Below are 16,272 nucleotides of genomic sequence, written 5' to 3'. Positions count from 1 at the left end.
GCACAGGCAGCACTTTGCAGTGCTGCCTGTTGGCGTTTATCTTCTGTCAGTCTTCATCCAGGCCGGTTTGATGCCGTATGAATAAACAGAACATTTGCCTGGGAGGAGCGGCTTATTAAACCGCTTTTCACCAAAGGCCCTTCGTTGGGCGTGCGCCTGTTGGTGCTGGCCGTGCTCGCGGTCGCACTGATGGTGGTCGATGCACGTTTCGACCTGCTCAAGCCCGCGCGCAAGCAAGCGTCGCTGGTGCTCATGGATGCCTACTGGATCACTGACCTGCCTGGCCGCTTGTGGGAAGGGGTCGCCAGTCAGTTCGGCAGCCGCACCGAGCTCGTCGCCGAAAACGAAAAACTCAAGACCGAAAACCTGCTGTTGCAGGGACGCATGCAAAAGCTCGCGGCCCTGACCGAGCAGAACGTTCGGCTGCGCGAGTTGCTCAATTCCTCCGCACTGGTCAATGAAAAGGTCGAAGTGGCCGAGTTGATCGGCATGGACCCCAACCCCTTCACCCATCGCATCATCATCAACAAAGGTGAGCGCGACGGCGTGGTGCTCGGCCAACCGGTGCTCGATGCGCGCGGGCTGATGGGCCAGGTGGTTGAATTGATGCCGTACACCTCGCGTGTCCTGCTGCTGACCGACACCACCCATAGCATTCCCGTGCAGGTGAACCGTAACGGTCTGCGCGCGATTGCCAGCGGCACCGGCAACCCGGAGCGGCTGGAGTTGCGTCATGTCGCCGACACGGCGGACATCAAGGAAGGCGATCTGCTGGTCAGCTCCGGTCTCGGCCAGCGATTCCCGGCCGGTTATCCGGTGGCCACGGTAAAAGAGGTCATCCACGACTCCGGCCAACCATTCGCCATTGTCCGTGCGGTACCTACCGCCGCCCTGAACCGCAGCCGCTACCTGCTGCTGGTGTTCAGCGACAGCCGCACCGCCGAGGAACGCGCCAATGACGCCGCCCAGGCCCAGGAACAGCTCGATGCCCACGGCGGCGGCCCGATGTTGCCGGCCAGCGTGCCGAAACCGTTGATCATGCCTGCCACGCCGTCGACCGCTACCGCAGCGCCGGCCGCTGAAGCAGCGGCGCCTGCCACCACGCCTGTCAAGCCCGCCGCGAGCAAACCGCCCGCTGCCGCTCCGGCCGCTCCGGCCGCTGCCAAACCGCCGGCCGCGAGCAAACCACCGGCGAAACCGCCAGCGACTACCGGGGGACGAGAATAATGGTCGGCGCGAAAAAATCCGCAAACGGCTGGATGATCTGGCTGACATTCTTCGTCGGCATCCTGCTCAGCGTATCGCCGTTGCCAATCTTCATGGAAATCCTTCGCCCGCTGTGGCTGGCCTTGCTCGTGACTTTCTGGGCGCTGTACATGCCGCACACGGTCGGTATGGTGACGGCGTTCTGTCTGGGGCTGGCCGAAGATGTCCTGCAGGGCGACCTGCTCGGACAGAACGCGCTGATCCTGACCCTGATTACTTTCCTCGTATTGTCGTTGCAGCAGCGCCTGCGCATGTTCCCGATGTGGCAGCAGTGCCTGGTGATCCTGGTGATCTTCGGCCTCGCACAATTGGCGCAACTGTGGCTCAGCGCTCTGACCGGCAACCGTCAGCCAACCCTGGCGCTGGTCTTGCCGGCGCTGGTCAGTGCGTTGCTCTGGCCGTGGGTCAGCTTCGCCCTTCGCGGGATGTGCCGACGCTACAGAATCTATTGAGCCGGTGAAGCAGGGCACTGAACAGGGAGATGTTTTGATGAAACTGCTTTACCTCGCCTCCGGCTCACCGCGCCGCCGTGAATTGCTCACGCAGATCGGCGTGCAGTTCTCCGCCATCAGCGCGGACATCGACGAAACCCCGCTTCCTGAAGAATCCCCTTCGGCCTACGTCGAGCGCCTCGCGCGTGGCAAGGCTGAGGCCGGGCGCCGCTCGGTCGACTCTGACCAGCCGTTCTGCGTGCTTGGCGCCGACACCGCTGTGGTACTCGACGGCAAAATACTTGGCAAACCGGTGGACGAAGCCGACGCATGCGCCATGCTGATGATGTTGTCCGGCAGCGAACACGAAGTGCTGACCGCCATCGCCGTGCTTGAAGGTGAGCGCTGCGAGTCGCGGGTGGTGCGCAGTCGCGTGCGTTTTCGCAGCATCAGCCGCGAAGAGGCCGGCGCCTACTGGGCCAGTGGCGAACCGCGCGACAAGGCCGGCGGCTATGGCATTCAGGGCTTGGGTGCGGTGTTTGTCGCCGGGCTCGACGGCAGCTATTCGGCGGTGGTCGGCCTGCCGTTGTGCGAAACCTGCGAGGTATTGGGCCATTTCGGCATACCCTGTTGGCAAAACCTGAACACGCCCTGAGCGTCGTACGAATCCAGATGCGGCCACTATCGTGAACATGCCTGAACGAGATCCTGCCATGAGTGAAGAGATTCTGATCAACATCACGCCGATGGAATCGCGCGTGGCGGTGGTCGAAAACGGTGTGCTGCAAGAAGTCCACGTCGAGCGCACGCAGAAACGCGGGATCGTCGGCAACATCTATAAAGGCAAGATCGTTCGTGTACTGCCGGGCATGCAAGCGGCATTTGTTGACATCGGCCTCGATCGTGCGGCTTTCATTCACGCCGCCGAAATCTCCCTGCGCGAAGGCCCGGCGGTGGAAAGCATCAGTTCGCTGGTGCACGAAGGTCAGAGCCTGGTGGTGCAAGTCACCAAAGACCCGATCGGCTCCAAAGGCGCACGCCTGACCACGCAACTGTCGATTCCTTCGCGTTATCTGGTGTACATGCCGCGTACCGCTCATGTCGGTATTTCCCTGAAGATCGAAGACGAAGCCGAGCGCGAGCGTCTCAAGCAGGTGGTCAGTGACTGCGTGGCCAAAGAAGGCATCAAGGAGGCCGGCGGCTTCATTTTGCGCACCGCTGCTGAAGGTGCCGGCGCTGATGAAATCCTCATGGACATCCGTTACCTGCGGCGCCTCTGGGACCAGATCAACGAGCAGATCAAGACCATCGCCGCGCCGAGCGTGATCTACGAAGACCTCGGCCTGGCCCTGCGCACCCTGCGTGACCTGGTCAATCCGAAGATCGAGAAGATCCGCATCGACTCGCGGGAAACCTTCCAGAAAACCACGCAATTCGTCGCCGAACTGATGCCGGAAATCGCTGATCGTCTGGAACACTATCCGGGTGAGCGGCCGATCTTCGATCTGTACGGTGTCGAAGACGAAATCCAGCGCGCGCTGGAGCGCAAGGTACCGCTGAAATCCGGCGGCTATCTGGTGATCGATCCGGCGGAAGCCATGACCACTATCGACGTCAACACCGGGGCGTTCGTCGGTCATCGCAACCTCGAAGAAACCATTTTCAAGACCAATCTCGAAGCGGCCACGGCGATTGCCCGGCAGATGCGCCTGCGCAACCTTGGCGGGATCATCATCATCGACTTCATCGACATGGAAGATGAAGAGCACCAGCGTCAGGTCCTGCGCACTCTGGAGAAACAGCTGGAGCGCGATCACGCCAAGACCAACATCATCGGCATCACCGAGTTGGGCCTGGTGCAGATGACCCGCAAGCGCACCCGCGAAAGCCTCGAACAGGTGCTGTGCGAGCCGTGCAGCAGTTGCCAGGGACGCGGCAAGCTGAAGACCGCCGAAACCATCTGTTACGAGATCTTCCGCGAGATTCTGCGCGAGGCGCGGGCCTATCAGGCCGAGGGTTATCGGGTACTGGCCAACCAGAAAGTGGTCGATCGCTTGCTTGACGAAGAATCCGGTAACGTCGCCGAGCTTGAAGGCTTTATCGGTCGCACCATACGTTTCCAGGTGGAAACCATGTATTCCCAGGAACAATATGACGTGGTGCTGCTCTGAAGCCCTGCATCACCACTCATTCAACGCGGCTGGCCTCAGCTTTTCGCAGTATTTTTGCCATGGGAGCCGACTGACATGGAGCGTCTGACACGCATATTGGCCGCACTCACCCGCTGGGGGCTGGGCCTGTGCGCGTTGGTTCTGGTGTTGATGGCGTTGTACGTCAGCCTCGGCCGCGAGCTGACCCCTCTGGTGGCGGAATACCGCGCCGACATCGAAGACAAGGCCAGCGCCGCCCTCGGCATGCCACTGCAAATTGGCGAGCTGGAAGGCAACTGGAGCGGTTTCGCGCCGATCCTGCTGGCCCACGACGTGATGGTCGGCGACGGCGCCAACGCTCTGCGCCTCGACCGCGTGCGGGTGGTGCCGGATTTGTGGGCCAGCGTGCTCGCCCGCGAAGTGCGCCTCGCGCATATCGAACTCAACGGTTTGAAGATCAGCCTCAAGGAAGCCGAAGACGGCACTTGGGCGCTGGAAGGCCTGCCGGTGCAGAAGGATCAACCGTTCGATCCGGCACAATTGTTCCAGCGCTCGCAGATGATCAGGCAACTGTCGGTGCTCGATAGCCAGGTGACCCTGCAACCGGTCGACCACGCGCCCATGACGCTCACCTATGTCGGTCTGAATCTGCGTACCGGCGCCAGCCGCCAGCGTCTCGACGCGCGTCTGACCTTGCCCGATGGCCAGCCTGTGGCGCTGAGCCTGCGCAGCCAGTTGCGTCCTGACCAGTGGCAGACCAGCGCCATCGAGGGTTATGCCAGCCTGCCGCAGAGCGACTGGTCGAAATGGCTGCCCGAGCGCCTGACCCAGCAATGGAATTTTTCCGAGATCAAGGCCGGCGGTGAACTCTGGGGCGATTGGGCCGAAGGCGCGTTGCAAAGCGCCGCGTTGCGCCTGAATGCGCCGCAAGTGACCGGTGCCTACGCCGAGCGCAAGCCGATCCAGATCAACAATCTGGCGCTCAACGCCTATTACCGCAACACCGCCGAGGGCGCAAAGGTCACTCTTGATTCACTGGCGATGAGCTTCGGCGACACCCGTTGGGAATCCCATGTGCAGGTGCAGCAGACTCGCGCCAGCGCCAACGCTGAAGAGCTCTGGCATTTGCAGGCCGATCGCCTCGATCTGACCCCGATCACGCCGCTGCTCAATGCGCTGGGGCCGTTGCCGCAAAGCTTCGCCACAGTGGTCGAACGTTTGAAGGTAACCGGCGACCTGCGCAACGTCCTGCTGGATTTCCGTCCGACCGCCACCGATGGCAACAAATTCAGCTTTGCCGCCAACCTCGACAATGTCGGTTTCGATGCCTATCACGGCGCTCCAGCGGCGCGAAATGTCAGCGGCAGCCTCAGCGGCAATCTGGACGGCGGTGAGTTGCGCCTCGACAGCAAGGACTTCGTCCTGCACCTCGATCCGATTTTCGCCAAACCATGGCAATACCTGCAGGCCAATGCGCGGCTGACCTGGAAGCTGGACAAGGATGGCTTCACCCTGATTGCGCCGTACCTGAAGGTGCTGGGCGAAGAAGGCAAGATTGCCGGCGACTTCCTCATCCGCCTGCACTTCGATCATAGCCAGGAAGATTACATGGACCTGCGCGTCGGCCTGGTCGATGGCGACGGTCGCTATACCGCGAAGTACCTGCCGGCGGTGTTGAGCCCGGCACTTGATGAGTGGCTGCGCACAGCGATCCTCAAAGGCGCGGTGGATCAGGGTTTCTTTCAGTATCAGGGCTCGCTGAGCAAGAACGCCGGCGAGGCTGATCGCAGCATCAGTCTGTTCTTCAAAGTGCACGACGCCGAACTGGCCTTTCAGCCGGGCTGGCCGCACGTGAGCAAGGTCAGCGGTGACGTGTTCATCGAGGACAGCGGCGTGCGCATCTGGGCCAGCAAGGGCCAATTGCTCGATACGCAAGTCAGCGATGTCTTCGTCAATATTCCTCACGTACCGGCCGGGCAGAACTCGCATTTGTTTCTTGATGGCGCATTTGCCGGTGGCCTGGGCGACGGCTTGAAGATTCTCCAGGACGCGCCGATCGGCACTGGCGAGACCTTTGCCGGTTGGGAAGGCGCTGGTGATCTGAATGGCAAGCTCAAACTGGACATTCCGCTGGCCAAGGGCGAGCAACCGAAAATCCTCGTCGATTTCAAAACTGCCAACGCGCGGCTGAAACTGGCCGAACCGAAACTGGAACTGAGCCAGCTCAAAGGCGATTTCCGCTTCGACAGTAACAAAGGCCTCAGCGGCCAGAACATTTCTGCGCGGGCCTTCGGCAAACCGGTCACTGCGCAGATATTCGCCGACGGCAGCCCCAATCAGATCAAGACTCGCGTCGCCGCATCCGGACAGGTTGAAGTGAAAAAGCTCACCGACTGGCTGGGCGTGACCCAGCCGTTGCCGGTGTCCGGGACGATTCCGTATCAGTTGCAGCTGAATCTTTCCGGGGCCGACAGCCAGTTGCTGGTCAGCTCCAGCCTCAAAGGCGTGGCAGTGGATTTGCCGGCGCCGTTCGGCATGGCCGCCGATGTCGGGCGTGACACGGTATTCCGCATGACCTTGCAAGGGCAGGAGCGGCGGTACTGGGTCAATTACGATCAACTGGCCAATTTCACTTTTGCTGCGCCGCCGAGCAATTTCGCCGATGGCCGTGGCGAACTGTTCCTCGGCGCTGGCGAAGCGGTGTTGCCGGGCGCCAAGGGCCTGCGCATTCGTGGGGTGCTGTCAGAGCTGGACGTTGCGCCGTGGCAGGATCTGGCCAACAAATACGCCGGTGGGGATCCGGGCGGCAGCGCCAAGCAACTGCTCAGCAGCGCTGACATCAAGGTCGGCAAATTGACCGCGCTCGGCACCACACTGGATCAGGCCTCGGTGCAGATCAATCGCAAGCCCGGCGCATGGAATCTCGCTCTCGATAGTCAGCAGGCCAAGGGCAGTGCCAGCCTGCCGGACGCCAAAGGCGTGCCGATTGCGGTGAATCTTCAGTACGTGAAACTGCCGGCGCCGGACCCGGCGGTGCAGGCTGACGAGAACGCGCCTGATCCATTGGCGTCGGTCGACCCGACGAAAATCCCGGCGCTGGATATCACCCTCAATCAGTTGTTCCTCGGCCCCGATCTGGTCGGTGGCTGGTCGCTGAAAGTGCGGCCGACTGCTAAAGGCATCGCCCTGAACAACCTCGACATGGGCCTCAAGGGTATCCTTCTGCAAGGCAACGGCGGCTGGGAAGGCGCGCCGGGGGCGACCAGCAGTTGGTACAAGGGCCGCATTGGCGGCAAGAATCTGGCTGACGTGCTCAAAGGCTGGGGCTTCGCGCCGAGCGTGACCAGCGAAGAATTCCACATGGATGTCGACGGCCGCTGGCCGGGCTCGCCGGCGTGGCTGGCGACCAAGCGCTTCTCCGGCACGCTCGATGCCTCGCTGAACAAGGGCCAGTTCGTTGAAGTGGAAGGCGGTGCTCAGGCGCTGCGGGTGTTCGGCCTGCTCAACTTCAACTCCATCGGCCGGCGTCTGCGTCTGGACTTCTCCGACCTGTTCGGCAAAGGCCTGAGCTACGACCGGGTCAAAGGTTTGCTGGTGGCGAACAACGGTGTCTACGTCACCCGTGAGCCGATTCGCCTGACCGGGCCTTCGAGCAATCTTGAGCTGGACGGCACGCTGGATCTGGTCGGTGACAAGGTCGATGCGAAATTGCTGGTGACCTTGCCGGTGACCAACAACCTGCCGATTGCCGCGCTGCTCGTCGGCGCACCGGCGGTCGGCGGCGCGCTGTTCCTCATCGACAAGCTGATCGGCGACCGCGTGGCGCGCTTCGCCAGCGTCAAGTACACGGTCAAAGGCCCATGGAAAGAGCCGAAAATCACCTTCGACAAGCCTTTTTAACTAGCAGACACTACCCCTGTAGGAGCTGCCGAAGGCTCGGGCCGCGATCGGACGATCTTTTGATCTGGCTCTTAAAAAAATCAACAGATCGCAGCCTTCGGCAGCTGCTACACAGTCATATGCAAATCCCGAGGAGCGGCCATGTCTTTAGCGGTGATTCAAATGGTCAGCAAGAGTGACGTGCTGGCCAATCTGGCCCAAGCCCGACGCCTGCTTGAACAGGCCGCCGCCGGCGGGGCGAAACTCGCGGTGCTGCCGGAAAACTTCGCCGCCATGGGCCGTCGTGACGTCGCTGATATCGGCCGCGCCGAGGCCTTGGGCGAAGGGCCGATCCTGCCCTGGTTGAAACAGACCGCCCGCGACCTCACCTTATGGATAGTCGCCGGTACATTGCCGTTGCCACCGTTGGGTCAACCCACGGCCAAAGCCAATGCCTGCTCGTTGCTGATCAACGATAACGGTGAGATCGTCGCGCGTTATGACAAGCTGCATCTGTTCGATGTCGATGTCGCCGACAATCGCGGCCGGTACCGTGAATCCGATGACTATGCTTATGGCGGTAATGTAGTGGTGGCGGATACGCCGGTGGGGCGCGTCGGTCTGAGCGTGTGCTACGACTTGCGTTTCCCGGAGCTGTACAGTGAATTGCGTGCCGCCGGTGCCGAGTTGATTACTGCACCGTCGGCGTTTACGGCCGTAACCGGCGCCGCGCATTGGGATGTACTGATCCGCGCGCGGGCCATCGAAACACAGTGTTATATCCTCGCGGCCGCACAGGGCGGCAGTCATCCGGGGCCACGCGAGACCTTCGGGCATGCGGCGATTGTCGACCCGTGGGGGCGTGTGCTGGCCCAGCAGGATCAAGGCGAGGCGGTGTTGCTGGCCGCCCCCGACAGCGATGAACAAGCGTCCATCCGGGCGCGCATGCCGGTGACGCGTCATCGGCGGTTTTTCTCGCAGGGCGCCCAGCGGCCTGCTTCAGAACACGAATTTAAGGCGTAAACCTATGAGCGAGTTGTTGTCCTCAGTCAGTGATCACCTGTTGGCACCCGGCGGTGTCACGATCGAGAGCCTGCAAGGCGTGCTCGGCGATCTGGCCGGGCCGGGCATCGATGCCGCCGACCTGTATTTCCAGGGCCAGATTTCCGAGTCATGGGCGCTGGAAGACGGCATCGTCAAGGAAGGCAGCTTCAACCTCGATCAGGGTGTCGGCGTGCGCGCGCAGTCCGGTGAGAAGACCGGTTTTGCCTACAGCAACGCGATCACCCTCGAAGCCCTCGGTGCAGCGGCCCGCGCCGCGCGTTCGATCTCACGTGCCGGGCAGAACGGCACCGTGCAGGCGTTCACCAGCCAGGACGTCGCGCAACTGTACGCGCCCGATAACCCGCTGGAAGTGCTCAGCCGCGCGGAAAAAGTCGAGTTGCTCAAACGCATCGACGTCGCCACCCGCGCACTCGACCCACGGATTCAGCAGGTCAGCGTGAGCATGGCCGGGGTCTGGGAGCGAATCCTGGTGGCCTCCACCGACGGTGGCCTGGCCGCCGACGTGCGCCCACTGGTGCGTTTCAACGTAAGCGTCATCGTCGAACAGAATGGCCGTCGCGAACGCGGCGGGCACGGCGGCGGTGGGCGTACCGATTACCGCTACTTCCTCGCCGAAGACCGCGCTATGGGTTATGCCCGTGAAGCGTTGCGTCAGGCGCTGGTCAACCTCGAAGCGATTCCGGCGCCGGCCGGTACCTTGCCGGTGGTGCTGGGTTCCGGCTGGTCCGGCGTGCTGCTGCACGAAGCGGTCGGTCACGGTCTGGAAGGCGACTTCAACCGCAAGGGCAGCTCGGCCTACAGCGGGCGCATGGGTGAAATGGTTGCCTCCAAGTTATGCACCATCGTCGATGACGGCACCTTGAGCGGCCGTCGCGGTTCGCTGAGCGTCGATGACGAAGGCACCCCCACCGAGTGCACCACGCTGATCGAAAACGGCGTACTCAAGGGCTACATGCAAGACAAGCTCAATGCGCGGCTGATGGGCGTGGCACGCACCGGTAACGGTCGCCGCGAATCCTATGCGCACCTGCCGATGCCACGCATGACCAACACCTACATGCTCGGTGGCGAAAGCGATCCGGCAGAAATCATCGCCTCGGTGAAGAAGGGCATCTACTGCGCCAACCTCGGTGGCGGTCAGGTCGATATCACCAGCGGCAAGTTCGTGTTCTCGACCAGCGAGGCTTATCTGATCGAGGACGGCAAGATCACCGCACCGGTCAAAGGCGCGACGTTGATCGGCAACGGCCCCGAGGCGATGAGCCGGGTGTCGATGGTCGGTAACGATCTGGCGCTGGACAGCGGTGTCGGTACGTGTGGCAAGGATGGGCAGTCGGTGCCGGTGGGTGTCGGCCAGCCAACGCTGAAAATCGATGCGATTACCGTGGGTGGCACGGGCGCATAAGAACGGTGGGGCTTTCGGGTGGCGCGCAGGACGGCCACCCGGTGGCGATTTTCAACGCAGGCCGCGTTGAGTCTCGTCCAGCTCCCGAATGTATTTGAAGATCTTGCGGCTCGAAGCAGGCGGTTTGTTTTGCGCAACCTCATGCTGGGCCTGACGGATCAGGGAACGCAATTGCTGGCGATCTGCGTCCGGGTACTCGATGACGAATTTCTCCAGCACGGCGTCATCGCCCGCGATCAGGCGGTCACGCCAGCGTTCCAGATTATGGAAACGCTCGTTGTACTGGCGAGTGGAGGCATCAAGTTGATCGAGCAGAGTCAGAATCGCGTCAGTGTCCTGGTCGCGCATCAGTTTGCCGATGAACTGCAAATGCCGTTTACGCGCGATGTTCGCGGTGTGCTTGGGCGCATCGGCCAATGCCCGGCGCAAAGCGTCGGTCAACGGCAGTTTGGCGACCAGATCAGGCTTGAGTGTGGTCAGGCGCTCGCCGAGGTCAACCAGCGCATGCAACTCGCGTTTGACCTGAGATTTGCTTTTTTCTCCCGTATCGAGGGAGTCGTCGTAAGAATCAACCATGGTGGCAGTCCGCAAAGAAACGCCGCCATGATAACCAGTCGGGGGCCGCTTGTCCGGCCCGGTCGCTCGATGACCCTAGCCGAAAGCAGAATTTGAGTGGAGATGAGCATGAGTGCAGTTCAAAGCGTCGGCCCGCAGGCATTGCCGGCACTGCAAGAACAGGTCGAGCAGATCATCGCCGAAGCCAAGCGCCAGGGCGCCAGCGCCTGTGAAGTCGCGGTGTCGCTGGAGCAAGGCCTGTCGACTTCGGTGCGTCAGCGCGAGGTCGAAACCGTTGAATTCAATCGTGACCAGGGTTTTGGCATAACCCTGTACGTCGGCCAGCGCAAGGGCTCGGCCAGCACCTCGGCCACCGGACCGGAGGCGATTCGTGAAACCGTCGCAGCAGCACTGGCCATCGCCAAGCACACTTCCGAAGATGAAGCCTCGGGCCTCGCCGACGCCGCACTGATGGCCAGGGATGTGCAGGATTTCGACCTGTTCCACGAGTGGGACATCACCCCGGAGCAGGCTATCGAGAAGGCGTTGCTCTGCGAGGCTGCGGCGTTCGATGCCGATGCGCGGATCAAGAACGCCGACGGCACCACCCTCAGCACCCATCAGGGCTGCCGGGTGTATGGCAACAGCCACGGTTTCATCGGCGGTTACGCATCGACCCGGCACAGCCTGAGTTGCGTGATGATCGCCGAAGCCGACGGCCAGATGCAGCGTGATTACTGGTATGACGTCAATCGCCAGGGCAGTCTGCTCGCCGATCCGGTGAGCATCGGCCAGCGTGCCGCGCAACGGGCGGCGAGCCGTCTGGGCGCGCGGCCGGTGCCGACATGCGAGGTGCCGGTGCTGTTTTCCGCCGAACTGGCGGGCGGTCTGTTCGGCAGCTTCCTCTCGGCAGTATCCGGCGGCAGTCTGTATCGCAAATCGTCGTTTCTCGAAGGCACGCTGGGGCAGAAGCTGTTCCCGGAATGGCTGACCATTGATGAGCGTCCGCATCTGATGCGTGCCATGGGCAGTGCTTCCTACGACGGTGATGGCCTGGCGACTTACGCGAAACCGTTCGTCGAAAAGGGCGAGTTGGTCTCCTACATCCTCGGCACCTATTCCGGGCGCAAACTGGGCATGCCGAGCACCGCCAACGCGGGCGGGGTGCACAACCTGTTCGTCACCCACGGTGATGAGGATCAGGCAGCGTTGTTGAAGCGCATGGGCCGAGGACTGCTGGTCACCGAATTGATGGGCCACGGCCTGAACATGGTCACCGGCGACTATTCGCGCGGTGCGGCGGGCTTCTGGGTGGAAAACGGCGAGATCCAGTTCGCTGTGCAGGAAGTGACCATCGCCGGCAACATGCGCGACATGTTCAAGCAGATTGTCGCGGTGGGTAATGATCTGGAGCTGCGCAGCAACATCCGCACCGGCTCGGTGTTGATCGAGCGGATGACTGTCGCCGGCAGCTAAGCCGCGAATCCGCCAACAAAAAAAGGCGCGCCATCCGTTCTGGATGGCGCGCCTTTTTTCTTCGCTTCGCACAAATCCCCTGTGGGAGCGAGCCTGCTCGCGAAAGCGGTGGATCAGTTGTAAATGTGCTGACTGACACAGCGCATTCGCAAGCAGGCTCGCTCCCACAAGTGAGCAGCGCAAACTCGAGTGCTTGTGTTGGTTATCATTATCATCTAATAATAAATCTCATCTCCGAACGAGTCCCGGATCATGAGTTCTGCCTTGCACGAGCAGCCTTACCTCGAAAGCTGGCGCTGGATGAGCCGCCAGATCCGTTGCGCGCTGGATCCTGACGAACCGCGCCTGATCGAACACTACCTCGCCGAAGGACGCTATCTGTCCTGTTGCACAGCCACTTCGCCCTGGACTGTCGCCGAAACGTCTTTCCGTCTGCTGCTCGATACCGCCACCGACATCGCGTTGCCGTGGCACTGGCGCAGCGTCTGTCTCGATCAAGCCTGGCGCCCCTTGCGTGAAATGGAGCGCCTGTCGCTATGCCAATGCCGCTTGCGGCGCTGGCAACGCTACACCTGGCAGCTCGCCACTTGCGAGTTGCAACCGTCGATTCCTCTCATTGATTTGCTGCAAGGACATTCGCATGACCAAGACACGTATTGAGCGCGACAGCATGGGCGAACTGCAGGTGCCGGTCGATGCGCTCTATGGCGCGCAGACCCAGCGCGCCGTGGACAACTTCCCGATCAGCGGCAAGCCGATGCCGACGCAGTTCATCCGCGCGCTGATCCTCGCCAAAGCCGCCGCTGCCCGGGCCAACGTTGAGCTGAACCAGATCAGCGCGGCCCAGGGCAAAGCCATCAGTGATGCCGCGCAAGGTCTGCTCGAAGGCGATTTCATGCAGCATTTCCCGGTGGATATCTTCCAGACCGGGTCCGGCACCAGCTCGAACATGAACGCCAACGAAGTGATCGCGACGCTGGCCAGTCGCATGCTCGGCGAGCCGGTCAACGCCAACGATCATGTCAACTGCGGGCAAAGCAGCAACGACATCATCCCGACCACCATCCACGTCAGCGCCGCGCTGGCGCTGCATGAACAATTGCTGCCGGCGCTGTTGCATCTGGTCCAGGTCATCGAGCGCAAGGCCGAGCAAGTGCATCACCATGTGAAGACCGGGCGCACTCACCTGATGGACGCGATGCCGGTGCGCATGAGCCAGGTGCTCAACGGTTGGGCGCAGCAGCTCAAGGCCAATATCGGCCATCTGCAGGATTTGCTGCCAAGCCTGCAAGCGCTGGCGCAGGGCGGCACCGCGGTCGGTACCGGGATCAATGCGCATCCGGAGTTCGCCGCGCGATTCAGTCGGCATCTGAGCCAACTGACCGACGTGCAGTTCACCCCGGGCAAGGATCTGTTCGCGCTGATTGGCTCGCAGGACACGGCAGTCTCTGTCTCCGGCCAGCTCAAAGCTACTGCGGTGTCGCTGATGAAAATCGCCAACGACCTGCGCTGGATGAACTCAGGTCCCCTGGCCGGCCTCGGCGAAATTGAACTGCAAGCGCTGCAACCGGGTTCATCGATCATGCCCGGCAAGGTCAACCCGGTGATCCCGGAAGCCACAGCGATGGTCGCTGCGCAAGTGATCGGCAACGACTCGGTGATCACCGTCGCCGGTCAATCCGGCAACTTCGAACTGAACGTGATGCTGCCGATCATCGCGCACAACCTGCTGAGCAGCATCGAACTGCTGGCCAATTCCAGTCGCCTGCTCGGTGACAAGGCAATCGCTACTTTCAAGGTCAACGAATCGCGCTTGCAAGAAGCGTTGTCGCGCAACCCAATTCTGGTCACCGCGCTCAACCCCATCATCGGTTACCAGAAAGCCGCCGAAATCGCCAAGCAGGCCTACAAGGAAGGCCGCGCGGTGATCGACGTCGCTCTGGAACACACCGACCTGTCGCGCAGCCAGCTGGAAGAGTTGCTCAACCCCGAGAAACTCACCGCCGGCGGCGTGTAAACCCCGCAACCGCTTTGGAGGCTCACCATGGAGCACTGGAAACGCACGATCGAACGGGCCAATCGCTGCTTCATGCTGGGCGAACTGATCGACGCCCGTGAGGCTTACCTGCAAGCCCTGGCCCTGGCGCAAGTGTTGTTCGAACGCTGGGCGGATGCCGACGAAGCGGTGGCGGCCTGCGTCGTCTCTCATCACAACCTCGCCGACCTGCATTTGCGCCTGAACCAACCGGAGGAGAGCGCCGAATACCTGTGCGCTATCCATCAACGTTTGTTGCAGACCATGCAGGACGAACGCCTTCGCCCGGCGCTGCGTGAGGCGGCGTTGCGCCAGAGCAGCAAGACCTACGTCGAACTGTTGAATTTCATCAGCGAGCACGGCGAGTACCCGCGCACCCAACGCCTGCTGCATCCAGACACCGGCAATGCTCGCCGCGCCGCAAATTCTCATCAGCATGGAGTCCACTGAAATGGCTTTTACCTTGCCTGCCTTGCCCTACGCCTACGATGCCCTCGAGCCGCACATCGATGCGCAGACCATGGAGATTCATTACACCAAGCACCACCAGACCTATATCAACAACCTCAACGCCGCCGTTGAAGGCACCGAATTCGCCGAGTGGCCGGTGGAAAAACTTGTCGCCAGCGTCCAGCAACTGCCGGAAAAGCTTCGCGCGGCGGTGATCAATCAGGGCGGCGGTCACGCCAATCACTCGCTGTTCTGGGAAGTGATGGTGCCCAACGGCGGCGGCAAGCCCGACGGCGCGCTGGCCACGGCTATTGATGAGCAACTGGGCGGACTCGACAGTTTCAAGGAAGCCTTCACCAAGGCCGCGCTGACCCGTTTCGGCAGCGGTTGGGCCTGGCTCAGCGTGACACCGGAGAAAAAACTGGTCGTGGAAAGCAGCGGCAATCAGGACAGCCCGTTGATGAACGGCAATACCCCAATCCTCGGTCTCGACGTCTGGGAGCACGCCTACTACCTGCGCTACCAGAACCGTCGCCCGGAATACATCAACGCGTTCTACAACGTGATCAACTGGCCGGAAGTTGCTGCGCGCTATCACGCCGCACTGGTTTAAGCCTTCAATAAAAACAATCCAGGGCTGACTATGGGCACGGAAACACTGGCGATTGGCAGCGGGCGCATGTTTCGTTACGCGGTGGGCTCGCTGTTGCTGCTGGCGGGGATGACTTTGCTGGTCGCCCACGGTTTGCAGTGGCTGAATCTGGAACCGCGGCTGTTGCGCGCCTTGCAGGGCGGTGCCATCTGCGCCTTGGGCACGGCGCTTGGCGCGGTGCCGGTGCTGGTGATCCGGCGCATGCCGCAGGCACTCAGCGACACCTTGCTGGGATTTGGTGCCGGGGTGATGCTGGCGGCGACGGCGTTTTCGCTGATCGTGCCGGGCATTGCTGCGGCGGAGAGTCTTGGTCTTACGCCGTGGGCTGCCAGTGGCCTGATCTGCTTCGGCATCCTGCTCGGCGCGTTCGGTCTGTATCTGGTGGATCGGCGCGTTTCGGGGGCCTCGCCGGAGATGCTCGTCGGCACGCTGGAGCATCCGGTGATTCCACCACGAATCTGGCTGTTCGTGTTCGCCATCATCGCGCACAACATTCCAGAAGGCATGGCGGTCGGCGTGTCTGCCGGCGGCGGGATGGCGGACGCCGACAGTCTGGCGATGGGCATTGCGTTGCAGGATGTGCCGGAAGGGCTGGTGATTGCGTTGGTGCTGGCCGGGGCGGGGATGTCACGGTACAGGGCGTTTCTCATCGGCGCGGCGTCTGGGCTGGTCGAACCGGTATTTGCACTGTTATGCGCGTGGCTGGTGAGTCTGGCTCAGGTGCTGTTGCCGCTGGGACTGGCGTTGGCGGCCGGGGCGATGTTGCTGGTGGTGACCCACGAAGTGATTCCGGAGTCGCGTCGTCATGGGCATGACAAGCTGGCCAGTATGGGCCTGTTGGTCGGGTTTTGTCTGATGATGGTGATGGATACGGCGTTGGGGTGAATGGAGGCGAGGAACAGTGTCCC

The 16,272-nt window shown here is 61.8% G+C and carries 14 protein-coding genes; 13 read left to right on the top strand and 1 reads right to left on the bottom strand.

Annotation, left to right across the window (positions count from 1 at the left end; genetic code table 11):
* Nucleotides 1-114: 114 nt before the first annotated feature.
* The 7 genes from mreC to tldD all read left to right on the top strand — a co-directional run bounded on the left by mreC (nucleotide 115) and on the right by tldD (nucleotide 10,196).
* Nucleotides 115-1,227, top strand: a complete 1,113-nt coding sequence (gene mreC / locus AC0IXA_RS12535; RefSeq protein WP_471813283.1) for a rod shape-determining protein MreC — start codon at nucleotides 115-117, stop codon at nucleotides 1,225-1,227.
* On the top strand, nucleotides 1,227-1,718 hold the full coding sequence (gene mreD, locus AC0IXA_RS12530; RefSeq protein ID WP_042608773.1) for a rod shape-determining protein MreD: 492 nt from the start codon (nucleotides 1,227-1,229) through the stop codon (nucleotides 1,716-1,718). The genes mreC and mreD overlap by 1 nt, the downstream gene beginning before the upstream one ends.
* Nucleotides 1,719-1,755: 37 nt before the next feature.
* Nucleotides 1,756-2,352, top strand: a complete 597-nt coding sequence (locus AC0IXA_RS12525) for a Maf family protein (protein WP_471813261.1) — start codon at nucleotides 1,756-1,758, stop codon at nucleotides 2,350-2,352.
* Nucleotides 2,353-2,410: 58 nt separating this feature from the next.
* Nucleotides 2,411-3,868 (top strand): ribonuclease G, encoded by a 1,458-nt coding sequence (gene rng, locus AC0IXA_RS12520; RefSeq protein ID WP_016771696.1) that lies wholly within the window; start codon nucleotides 2,411-2,413, stop codon nucleotides 3,866-3,868.
* A 75-nt stretch (nucleotides 3,869-3,943) separates the two neighbouring features.
* Nucleotides 3,944-7,747, top strand: a complete 3,804-nt coding sequence (locus AC0IXA_RS12515; RefSeq protein WP_471813259.1) for a YhdP family protein — start codon at nucleotides 3,944-3,946, stop codon at nucleotides 7,745-7,747.
* Between the two features lie 141 nt (nucleotides 7,748-7,888).
* Nucleotides 7,889-8,749: a carbon-nitrogen hydrolase family protein gene (locus tag AC0IXA_RS12510; RefSeq protein ID WP_471813257.1), complete on the top strand. Its 861-nt coding sequence runs from the start codon at nucleotides 7,889-7,891 to the stop codon at nucleotides 8,747-8,749.
* Nucleotides 8,750-8,753: 4 nt separating this feature from the next.
* A complete protein-coding gene (gene tldD / locus AC0IXA_RS12505) occupies nucleotides 8,754-10,196 on the top strand; it encodes a metalloprotease TldD (RefSeq protein WP_016771693.1) in 1,443 nt (480 codons plus the stop codon).
* Between the two features lie 51 nt (nucleotides 10,197-10,247).
* Here tldD and yjgA read toward each other — a convergent pair whose 3' ends face one another.
* Nucleotides 10,248-10,772: a ribosome biogenesis factor YjgA gene (yjgA, locus tag AC0IXA_RS12500; RefSeq protein ID WP_016771692.1), complete on the bottom strand. Its 525-nt coding sequence runs from the start codon at nucleotides 10,770-10,772 to the stop codon at nucleotides 10,248-10,250.
* A gap of 108 nt (nucleotides 10,773-10,880) precedes the next feature.
* On the opposite strand from yjgA, the gene pmbA reads away from it, so the two are divergent.
* From pmbA to AC0IXA_RS12470, 6 genes are all read left to right on the top strand, one after another.
* Nucleotides 10,881-12,227: a metalloprotease PmbA gene (pmbA, locus tag AC0IXA_RS12495; protein ID WP_024011613.1), complete on the top strand. Its 1,347-nt coding sequence runs from the start codon at nucleotides 10,881-10,883 to the stop codon at nucleotides 12,225-12,227.
* A gap of 252 nt (nucleotides 12,228-12,479) precedes the next feature.
* A complete protein-coding gene (locus tag AC0IXA_RS12490) occupies nucleotides 12,480-12,887 on the top strand; it encodes a hypothetical protein (RefSeq protein ID WP_016771690.1) in 408 nt (135 codons plus the stop codon).
* Entirely contained in the window at nucleotides 12,868-14,244 is a 1,377-nt protein-coding gene (locus AC0IXA_RS12485; protein WP_016771689.1) for a class II fumarate hydratase, read from the top strand. Before AC0IXA_RS12490 ends, AC0IXA_RS12485 begins: the two co-directional genes overlap by 20 nt.
* A 27-nt stretch (nucleotides 14,245-14,271) precedes the next feature.
* Complete coding sequence (locus AC0IXA_RS12480; protein WP_212615323.1) at nucleotides 14,272-14,712, top strand: hypothetical protein; 441 nt, start codon at nucleotides 14,272-14,274, stop codon at nucleotides 14,710-14,712.
* Nucleotide 14,713: 1 nt separating this feature from the next.
* A complete protein-coding gene (locus AC0IXA_RS12475) occupies nucleotides 14,714-15,325 on the top strand; it encodes a superoxide dismutase (RefSeq protein ID WP_071174388.1) in 612 nt (203 codons plus the stop codon).
* A 30-nt stretch (nucleotides 15,326-15,355) separates the two neighbouring features.
* Nucleotides 15,356-16,249, top strand: coding sequence for a ZIP family metal transporter (locus AC0IXA_RS12470; protein ID WP_471813252.1), 894 nt, complete (start codon nucleotides 15,356-15,358; stop codon nucleotides 16,247-16,249).
* Nucleotides 16,250-16,272 lie beyond the last annotated feature (23 nt).

This window comes from Pseudomonas sp. AC083, from assembly GCF_979253165.1.
The sequence above is the reverse complement of the archived record's forward strand: the minus strand, read 5'-3'. Positions and strand labels throughout refer to the sequence as shown.